Below are 9397 nucleotides of genomic sequence, written 5' to 3' on the forward strand. Positions count from 1 at the left end.
AGGAGCAGGGCGGGGGCGCCGTCGATCGTGCCGCCGGCGATCAGGCAGGCGGTCGGCGGCGCGATCCGCCGCGGATCGAGGCGCAGGCGCACCAGCCGCGGCCGCGCGGTGCCGCCGACGGCACGGATGTGGCCGGCGAGGGCCGGGTTCAGCGTCCCGGCTTCGTCCGAGACCGCGTCGCGGAACGGGACGGCCGCGGCGGAGGCGTGCAGGATCGCCGTCGCGGCCCCGTCGAGGACGACGTAGGCCCGCGCCGAATCAGCCAGCGTCGCGGCGAGGACGGGATCGCCCGCCCAGGCCTCCAGAGCGGCCGTGAGGCCTGCACGCGTGCTGTCGCCAACGTTCAACGAAGTGTCCCCATCGGCCGCGTCCCGGCCCGTTCGGTTACGGAAATATGATTGTACCGTGCTTATTGTAGGCGGAGCGCCGAAGGGTGCTGGACCTTTCTCGCGCCCGTCACACGTTTACCTCGCATCAACGTTAATGCTGCCTCGCCGGGTGGCGTACGATGATACCTGTGTTATTGTGCAGCGCACAATGATGCATCAACCGGCAACGTGAGAGGAGACGAGCGATGAGCACCCCCCCGACCTACGAAGTCCCGACCGAGATGCGCGATTTCGCCGAAAAGAGCGTCGACCAGGCCCGCAAGGCCTTCGACAGCTTCATCGGCGCCGCACGCCGCACCGCGGAGACCGTGACCGGGTCCACCGAGGCGACCCGGACCAGCGTGAAGGACGTGTCCGCCCGCGGCTTCGAGTATGCCGAGCAGAACGTCAACGCCGCCTTCGACCTCGCCCAGAAGCTCGTCCGCTCGAAGGACGTGCAGGAGGCGATGCAGCATCAGGCCGAGTTCGTGCGCAGCCAGTTCGCCGCGATCCAGGCGCAGGCCAAGGATTTCGGCGGTCTCGCCCAGAGCGCGATGCAGCAGGGTGCCGAGCGCGCGAAGTCCGTGATGCAGGAAGGTGCCGACAACGCCCGCAAGGCGATGGAGCAGGGAACGGATGCCGCCAAGCAGGCGGCGCACGATGCGCAGGACGCCGCCAACAAGGCGACGCACTGAGCCCTGCAAACCATGCCCGCCCCTTCGGGGGGCGGGCCACGGGCAATCGCTCACCGGCCCGCCTCCGATCGTCGGGGGCGGGCCGTCTCGTTTTCGCCGGGTTTCCGCGAGCATGCCTGCATCGGCCCGAACAGGGTTCCTACGTTCCGCCGATAGGGATGCCATGCGACAGATCACACGCCTCGGCCTCGCCGCCCTGCTCACGACCTTGGCCTTGCAGGCCGCCGACGCCCAGTATTACGACGCGCCGCCCCGCGGGTACGACGAGCGCCCGGCCTACGACGAGCGCCTGGCCTACCCGCGGCGGCGCGAGCGGCCGGTCCCGGCCCGCCCGGTCGGCCTGAACTGCGATGCGGTCCAGCAGGGCCTGACCGGCCCGCAGCCCTATTCCTGCCCGCTTCCGGGCCCGCGGCCGCTGGGCGCCCGCTGCTTCTGCGACATGCCGATCGCCTCGTTCAGCCAGCCGCAGACGGCGGTCGGCCGCGTCGTGCCCTGACGCGCGACCGCCTTCGCACCGCGAGGCGGAGGTCTCGAATGCGCGCCCGACGCCTCCTGCGTCTCCGTATCGGCGGCTGCGCCGGATCGCCGGCGCAAGGCCCGGCCCCGTTGAGCCGAGCGAAGCGGCGCCGAGGTGTTCAGACGAGAAGGGGCCGCGCCACCCTCTCGGATGACGCGGCCCTCATGTTTTCGCAGACAGGTGCGCTGTCGGATCAGTTCAGGACCACGACCTTGGCGCCGACCTTCACGCGCTCGTAGAGGTCGGTGACGTCGTCGTTGGTCATCCGGATGCAACCCGAGGACACGGCCTGGCCGATCGTGTCCGGCTCGTTCGAGCCGTGGATGCGGTATTCGGTGTTGCCGATGTACATGGCGCGGGCGCCGAGCGGGTTCTCGATGCCGCCGGCCATGTAGCGGGGAAGGTCGGGGCGGCGAGCGATCATCGCGGCCGGGGGCGTCCACGACGGCCACTCCTTCTTGGCGGTCACGGTCTTGGTACCCGACCAGGTGAAGCCGGGACGGCCGACGCCGACGCCGTAGCGGATCGCCTCGCCATTGGGCATCACGAAGTACAGGCGACGCTCGGCGGTCGAGACGACGACCGTGCCCGGAGCATAGTTCCCGTTGAACGCCACGATCTCGCGCTGGATCGGCTGGACCTGCGCCTGCGGCGCGGCCTGCACGCCCTGGCCGTAGCCCGGCTCGTAGACGGGACGCTGGCCGTAATAGTCACGGCTCTGCGTACCCTGGTAACCGTAGGACTGATCTTCCTCGTACCCGGCATCGGTACCGAAGGGATCGTAGGTCGAGGCGGCCATGGCTGGCACGCTGGCAACAATCGAGAGTCCGAGGAGGGCGGCGAGAGCGGTGGCTGAGGTCTTCATGATGTGGCCTACCTGTGCAGTAACCTTTGCTATTACAAGCGTGAGCATAGGCAGAGGGTTCCACGGGCCGGCGAAGATTTCAGGAGCGTGGGAATACGTAAGCTGCGAAGACGTCGTCGCGCCGATCGAGGGCGCGCGATCACGCCACCTCGTCGGTGTGCACGTCGAAGCGGGCGAGGGGCGCGTAGCCGAAGTTGGTGGTGATCGCGACGTCGGTGGCGTCGCGCCCGCGCGCCATCACGATCCGCCCGATGCGCGGCGTGTTGTGGCGGGCGTCGAAGGTGTACCAGCACCCGCCCTGCGGCCCTTCGAGGTAGACCTCGAACCAGGCGGAGAAGTCCATCGGCGCCGGATCCTTCGGAACGCCGATGTCGCCGAGATAGCCGGTGCAGTAACGCGCCGGGATGTTCATGCAGCGGCAGAAGGTGACGGCCAGGTGCGCGAAGTCGCGGCACACGCCCTCGCGCTGCATGAAGCCGTCATGGGCGCTGCGGGTGGCGTCGGCGCGCATGTAGTCGAAGCGGATGCGCTCGTGGGTGTAGTCGACGATCGCCTGGACGCGCGCCCAACCCTCGGGCGTACTGCCGAACAGCGACCACGCGGTCTGCGAGAGCTTGTCGGTGTCGCAGTAGCGCGAGCCCAGCAGGTAGACGAGGACCTCGTCGGGCAGGTCCTGCACCGGGATCTGCCGCGCATCCGGCACGAACGCGTCGGGCTGCCCAGAATCCTGCACCGTGAAGTCGGCCGAGATCGTCAGCAGCCCGGGCGGCGCGACGATGCGATGGCAGATGTTGCCGAAGCCGTCCTCATACTGGTGGCAGGGGATCGGCGGATCGAAGGCGATCGCCTGCGGCGACAGCAGGTCCGGCAGCCGCGACGGGTGGACGCTGAGCATCAGGATCATCGGCATCGGCTGCGCCGAATCGAAGGCGATATCGAAACCGGTCCTGATCTTCATCGCGCCACCTGCCAACCTTCCTCAACGAAGCATACGTTCATGATGCCCGCACCGGCGTGCGGTACCCCTATTGCGCGGGGGCGAGCTCCAGCGCCGGCTTCTCGGTCACGGCGACGTCGACGCGCATGCCGAGGTCGTCGCTCGTCAGACCGAAATACGACCCGTGCAACGGCACCGCCTGCCGCGGGTCGCGGGCGATGGCGACGCGGATCAGGTCGCGATTGCCGACGATGCCGTTGGTCGGGTCGAACTCGATCCAGCCGGCCCCCGGAAGATAGACGCCGACCCAGGCATGGGTCGAGCCGCCGCCGACGTGGCGGTCGCGGTCGTTGCGCGGATTGTAGAGGTAGCCGGAGACGAAGCGCGCCGCCATGCCGAGGGAGCGGACGCCCTCCATCATCAGCACCGCGAAGTCGCGGCACGATCCGCGCTTCAGGCGGAGCGTCGTCACCGGGTCCTGCACGCCCTTCTCGCTGCGGGCGAGGTAGGTGAAGTTGCGGCGGATGCCGCGGGTCATGTCGGCGAGCAGGTCCTGCGTCGGGATGCGGCCGTCGGCCGGGATGAAGCTGCGCGCCCAGGCGTCGACCACGTGGTGCGTGTCGGGCCATTGCCGCTCGATCGAGCGCGACAGGTCGGGCATGTCCTCGACGCCGTAGCCGAACGGGTAGTGGGTCGCGTGCGGCGCCAGCGGGAAGACCGGAGCGTGCTCGGGCGTATGGTCGAGGGTGATGCCGCAGGTGAAGCGCAGGGTGTCGCTGCGCGTGTCGAAGCTCGCGATCGCGACGCAGTTGCCGAACACGTCGAACATCCAGCGCACGCTGGCCGGCAGCGGGTCGATGTCGAGGGTCGCCTCGATCAGGCGCTGATCGTAGCTGTCCCGCGGGCGGAACATGATCCGGTGCTCGCCGAAGGAGACCGGGCGGCGGTAGCGGTACACGGTGACGTGCCGGACGGACAGGATCGGCAAGGACGTAACACTCCGCGGATGCGCCGGTGCGACGTCCGTGCTGCAAATTTCACGCCCACATGCCCGTTTCGGTCCGGGACGGCGATCGAAGCGGCCGATGCCGCGTTCCATGCGGAGCCGGACGGTGCCGTCGACGCGAAGGGTGGCGCGCAGGGCCGGCGTCAGAGGATCGGCGGTGCCGGCTCGCTGACGGCCCGTTCCGCCTCCACCAGCACGTCGAAGGCGCGCCACGGCTTCTGGATGAACACCGCCTCAGGCGGGATCTCGGGGCAGCTGACGCAGTGGCCCGACGTGATGACGAGCCGCGCCCTCGGCCACAGCGTCGCGACCGCATGGGCAAGCTGGAGGCCGTCCATCTCGCCGGCCAGACGCACGTCGGCGAAGACCAGGGCGACGTCGCCGCCCCGTGCCTGCAGCACAGCGAGCGCCGCCTCGGCGCTGTCGCAGCCGACGACCGAAAGCTCGGTCTCCTCGAGCAGCGCCTCGGCGAGGCCGCGAACCTGGGGATTGTCCTCGACGACGAGGGCGATCCGCTCGGCCCGCGGGGCAGGGGGCGCCGCAGGCGTCGCGACGTCACCGTCGGATTCGGATTGCCGGACCTTGCGCAGGAGCGCAGCCAGATGCTCCGGCACGCCCTCGGCGACGAGGCTGTCGTAGAACGACGCCAGCGTCTCCCCGATCCGGTCGAGGGGTATGTCGGGGCTCAGCGTGTCGATGGGCCGGTGTCGGAGCGGTTTGGTCAAGAACTTCCCCCGAAGTCTTCGCGTCGCGGGCCGCGGATGCGGAGTCGCTTGAAGAAAGAAGTCGGGAAAGCGCAGTCAGTTGCGCCGGCTTCACGATTCAGGCGGCCGTTTGATCCTTGCGGACGGCCGATCCCCGAGGCGCCCGATACCTGGAGCGCCAGATACCTGGAGCACCCGAGATACCTGGGGCGGCCGATCCTAGCGGGCGGCCGCGTCGGCGTCGGCGTAGGCCATCACGCCCGACACGGCGCGGACGTCGCGGTAGCGCGCGCCGCGGGCGCTCATCATCGCCTCGAACTTCTCGTGCACCTGCGCGACCGACAGGCTCGCGGCCTTGCGGCGGCGGTTGCGCTCGGAAGCGAAGAAGATCGAGCGGTTGGCCCGCGCCGGGCCCGGAAGCAGCTTGGCCGCGGCGGCGCCGGGCTTGTCGACGACCTGGGCGAGGAACGATTCGGCATCGTCCGGCCCGAGGAAGTGGGCGAGGTAGACCTCGCCCAGAGACAGCTCGCGCCCGATCCGCAGGGCGATGCGGGCGGCATCGCGCTTCAGCATCTCGCCCGCCAGAAGCGCCGAGAGGTAGGGATCGCGGCGCAGCTCGAGGATCCGGGTGCGCTCGGCGGCGTCCGTCACCGTCGGCCGGTCGTTGGAATCGGCGACGATCAGCGCCGCCTCCTTCTCCATCCCGTACTTGGCGCCGAAGTCGCGCACGCAGCCGAGCCAGGTCCGCTCAATGAACTGGTAAAGGCCGGTGGCCGAGGAGGTCTTGGCCTGCACGGCGGTGATGAAGCTCGACTCCTTGTCGGCCACCGCCATCAGCAGCACCGGGTCGGTCTGCACGGCCTGGGCGGCGCGGACGATGGTCTGGACGATGTGGCGACGGATCTTCATCGGCCCGAACTCGAGCACGTCGTTCGGGTCGCCGCCGGCGCTCTCCGAGAGCAGGAAGTCGTAGGAGACCCGGTCGACCGCGTTGGACCCGAGCTCGGTGTCGAGATCGTGGACCGCGGCGAAGGCCGAGGAGGCGCGCAGCACCACCGGCGGCTCGGCGACGACGGGCGGCAGCGCGCTCACCTGGATGCGGGGGCGGGGCATCGGGATCTCGGTGGCGGCCTGGGCCGAGGACACCGCATTCTCCAGGCCGATCTTGCCGAGCTCGACGCCCGAGCCGATCAGCAGCGCGCTCAGCGCGCCGGCGAACAGCGACATCGACAGGACGGAGCGGGCGAGCGCCGGACGGCTGCCGTGGCCGCGGCCGACCGGGGCGGAAAGGGTGATGCAGTCGGTGGCGCCCGCCCCGAAGCGGCCCGTGGACGCCGATTTGGACGCGCCCTTGCCGACGGCGGCGGAGCCGGACGCGATGGCCTTGCGAGACGTTCCGACGGTGCGGCCCTGCATGTGCGTCCCAAAATCCCGGTTTCGCGCCGATTGCGGCGCCACCCCCCGATCTGGCTTGACAGATGTGGCGACAACACGGCCGAGGCTGGACCATTCCGGTCGTGCCGGCGGTTTCCGGGGGCCGGCCGGCCATCACCCGTTCCTCCGGCGATGGTGGGGCGCGATGTGAGCCCGTGACTTGGCGCCCGTCCCTCCGTATGAGGGCGCATCCGCGACGAACGGCCCGGGACGGCCGGGCGTCGCCGCGCGAAAAAGCCCGGCCCAGCACAGAGTTATCCGATGAGCGGCGTCAACGAGATCCGGTCGGCCTTCCTCGACTACTTCGCGGGTGCGGGGCACACGATCGTGCCGTCGTCCTCGCTGGTGCCGAAGAACGACCCGACGTTGATGTTCACCAACGCCGGCATGGTGCAGTTCAAGAACGTCTTCACCGGCGTCGAGAAGCGGCCCTACGTGCGGGCGACGACGGCGCAGAAATGCGTCCGCGCCGGCGGCAAGCACAACGACCTCGACAACGTCGGCTACACCGCGCGCCACCACACCTTCTTCGAGATGCTCGGCAACTTCTCCTTCGGCGACTACTTCAAGCCGCAGGCGATCGAGCTGGCCTGGACCCTGATCACCAAGGAGTTCGGCCTCAAGCCGGACCGGCTCCTCGTCACGGTCTATGCCGACGACGACGAGGCGGCGACGCTCTGGAAGAAGATCGCCGGCTTTTCCGACGACAAGATCATCCGCATCGGCACCTCGGACAACTTCTGGCAGATGGGCGACACCGGCCCCTGCGGGCCGTGCTCGGAGATCTTCATCGACCAGGGCCCGGGGCTCGCCGGCGGCCCGCCCGGCTCGCCCGACGAGGACGGCGACCGCTTCCTCGAGTTCTGGAACCTCGTGTTCATGCAGTACGAGCAGGTCGAGCCGGGCAACCGGCTGGTCCTGCCGCGGCCGTCGATCGACACCGGCATGGGCCTGGAGCGCATGGCCGCGATCCTCCAGGGCGTGACCTCGAACTACGAGACCGACCTGTTCCGGTCGCTGATCGACGCCGTGTCGCACGCGGTCGGCCGCCCGCCCGAGCCCGCGAACGTCGCCTCTTACCGGGTGATCGCCGACCACCTGCGCGCCGGTTCCTTCCTGATCGCCGACGGCGTGCTGCCGGGCAACGAGGGCCGCGGCTACGTGCTGCGCCGCATCCTGCGCCGCGCCATGCGCCACCTCGAGCTGCTCGGCTCGCGCGAGCCGGCGATGTTCCGCCTCGTGCCGACGCTGGTGCGGGAGATGGGCCAGGCCTACCCCGAGCTGGTGCGGGCCGAGAGCCTGATCTCCGAGACCCTGCGCCTCGAGGAGACACGCTTCCGCCGCACCCTGGAGCGCGGCCTCGCGATCCTCGACGCCGAGACCCGCGACCTCGCCGCCGGCCAGAACCTCGCCGGCGAGACCGCCTTCACCCTCTACGACACCTACGGCTTCCCCCTCGACCTGACGCAGGACGCCCTGAAGGCCCGGGGCATCGGCGTCGACACGGAGGCGTTCGGACTCGCGATGCAGCGCCAGAAGCAGGCGGCGCGCGCGGCGTGGTCGGGCTCGGGCGAGGCCGCCACCGAGACGGTGTGGTTCTCGGTGCGCGACCGGACCGGCGCCACCGAGTTTCTGGGCTACGAGGCCGAGAGCGCCGAGGGCGTCGTGACGGCGCTGCTGCGCGACGGCGCCGAGGTCCAGGCCCTGCAGGCCGGTGAGAGCGGGCTGCTCATCGCCAACCAGACGCCGTTCTACGCCGAATCCGGCGGACAGGTCGGCGACACCGGCGCGCTCGCCGCGCCGGGGCTGAAGGCCCGCGTGACCAACACCGAGAAGAAGCTCGGCGACCTGTTCGTCCACCACGTCACCGTGGACGCGGGCACCCTGAGCCTCGGCCAGGCCGTCGAGCTGAAGGTCGACCACGCCCGCCGGGCCGCGATCCGCGCCAACCATTCCGCCACCCATCTGCTGCACGAGGCCCTGCGGCAGGTGCTTGGCGACCACGTCGCGCAGAAGGGCTCGCTGGTCTCCCCCGAGCGCCTGCGCTTCGACATCAGCCACCCGAAGCCGATCGAGGCGGCCGAGCTCGCCCGCGTCGAGGACCTCGCCAACGCGGTGCTGCTGCAGAACGTGCCGGTGGTGACCAAGCTGATGGCGGTGGACGAGGCGATCGAGTCCGGGGCGCGCGCGCTGTTCGGCGAGAAGTACGGCGACGAGGTCCGCGTCGTCTCCATGGGCCGGCCGGTGGACGATGCCGGCACGGAGATCGAGGGCGGCCGCCTGCCGAACTTCTCGATCGAGCTCTGCGGCGGCACGCACGCCGCGCGCACCGGCGACATCGGCACCATCACGATCCTCGCCGAGAGCGCGGTCGGCGCCGGGGTGCGCCGCATCGAGGCGATGACCGCCGACGCCGCCCGCCGCCACCGCGGCGAGGAGAGCCGCACCCTCGGGGCGCTGGCCTCCCAGCTCAAGGCGCCGGTGGCGGAGGTGTCCGACCGGCTCTCCGGGCTGCTGGAGGATCGCCGCCGGCTGGAGCGCGAGGTCTCGGACCTGCGCAAGAAGCTGGCGATGGGCGGCAGCGCCGGAGGCGGCGACGAGGCGACCGAGGTGGCCGGCGTCAAGCTGATGGCGCGGGCGATCGAGGGCGTCGAGATGCGCGACCTCAAGAGCCTGGCCGATGCCGGCAAGCAGAAGCTCGGCTCCGGCATCGTCGCCATCGTCGGCGTCGGCGCCGACGGCAAGGCCGGCCTCGTGGTCGGCGTCACCCCGGACCTCACCGAGCGCTACGACGCCGTCGCCCTGGTGCGGGCCGGCGCAGGCCATCTCGGCGGCAAGGGCGGCGGCGGCCGCCGCGACATGGCCCAGGCC

Annotated in this window: 8 protein-coding genes and 1 pseudogene; 3 read left to right on the forward strand and 6 right to left on the reverse strand. The window is 70.4% G+C overall.

The window, feature by feature from the left end:
- Window positions 1-347 (reverse strand): annotated as a pseudogene (locus tag FV230_RS19275) (PAS domain-containing sensor histidine kinase); the annotation flags it as partial.
- A gap of 227 nt (window positions 348-574) precedes the next feature.
- On the opposite strand from FV230_RS19275, the gene FV230_RS19280 reads away from it, so the two are divergent.
- Together FV230_RS19280 and FV230_RS19285 are read left to right on the forward strand one after the other, a co-directional pair.
- A complete protein-coding gene (locus FV230_RS19280; RefSeq protein WP_147726829.1) occupies window positions 575-1063 on the forward strand; it encodes a phasin in 489 nt (162 codons plus the stop codon).
- Window positions 1064-1226: 163 nt separating this feature from the next.
- Window positions 1227-1559: a hypothetical protein gene (locus FV230_RS19285; protein WP_147843536.1), complete on the forward strand. Its 333-nt coding sequence runs from the start codon at window positions 1227-1229 to the stop codon at window positions 1557-1559.
- Window positions 1560-1773: 214 nt separating this feature from the next.
- On the opposite strand, the gene FV230_RS19290 is transcribed toward FV230_RS19285, so the two are convergent.
- The 5 genes from FV230_RS19290 to FV230_RS19310 form a co-directional block, all read right to left on the reverse strand.
- Window positions 1774-2445 (reverse strand): L,D-transpeptidase, encoded by a 672-nt coding sequence (locus tag FV230_RS19290; RefSeq protein ID WP_147843537.1) that lies wholly within the window; start codon window positions 2443-2445, stop codon window positions 1774-1776.
- A gap of 139 nt (window positions 2446-2584) precedes the next feature.
- Complete coding sequence (locus tag FV230_RS19295; protein WP_147726835.1) at window positions 2585-3403, reverse strand: transglutaminase family protein; 819 nt, start codon at window positions 3401-3403, stop codon at window positions 2585-2587.
- 67 nt (window positions 3404-3470) lie between these two features.
- Complete coding sequence (locus FV230_RS19300; RefSeq protein ID WP_147843538.1) at window positions 3471-4370, reverse strand: transglutaminase family protein; 900 nt, start codon at window positions 4368-4370, stop codon at window positions 3471-3473.
- Window positions 4371-4531: 161 nt separating this feature from the next.
- Entirely contained in the window at window positions 4532-5065 is a 534-nt protein-coding gene (locus FV230_RS19305; protein ID WP_147843541.1) for a NepR family anti-sigma factor, read from the reverse strand.
- A 246-nt stretch (window positions 5066-5311) separates the two neighbouring features.
- Window positions 5312-6508, reverse strand: coding sequence for a transglycosylase SLT domain-containing protein (locus FV230_RS19310; protein WP_147843539.1), 1197 nt, complete (start codon window positions 6506-6508; stop codon window positions 5312-5314).
- 279 nt (window positions 6509-6787) lie between these two features.
- Here FV230_RS19310 and alaS point away from each other — a divergent pair.
- On the forward strand, window positions 6788-9397 hold a 2610-nt coding region (alaS, locus tag FV230_RS19315), incomplete at its 3' end, for an alanine--tRNA ligase (protein ID WP_147843540.1).

Source organism: Methylobacterium sp. WL6 (genome assembly GCF_008040095.1).
In the GTDB taxonomy this organism is placed as follows: Bacteria; Pseudomonadota; Alphaproteobacteria; order Rhizobiales; family Beijerinckiaceae; genus Methylobacterium.

Bases quoted from the DNA above. Each gene is read 5' to 3' on its own strand.
- FV230_RS19280 (WP_147726829.1), top strand. From the start codon at position 575: ATGAGCACCCCCCCGACCTACGAAGTCCCGACCGAGATGCGCGATTTC.
- FV230_RS19285 (WP_147843536.1), top strand. From the start codon at position 1,227: ATGCGACAGATCACACGCCTCGGCCTCGCCGCCCTGCTCACGACCTTG.
- FV230_RS19290 (WP_147843537.1), bottom strand. From the start codon at position 2,445: ATGAAGACCTCAGCCACCGCTCTCGCCGCCCTCCTCGGACTCTCGATT.
- FV230_RS19295 (WP_147726835.1), bottom strand. From the start codon at position 3,403: ATGAAGATCAGGACCGGTTTCGATATCGCCTTCGATTCGGCGCAGCCG.
- FV230_RS19310 (WP_147843539.1), bottom strand. From the start codon at position 6,508: ATGCAGGGCCGCACCGTCGGAACGTCTCGCAAGGCCATCGCGTCCGGC.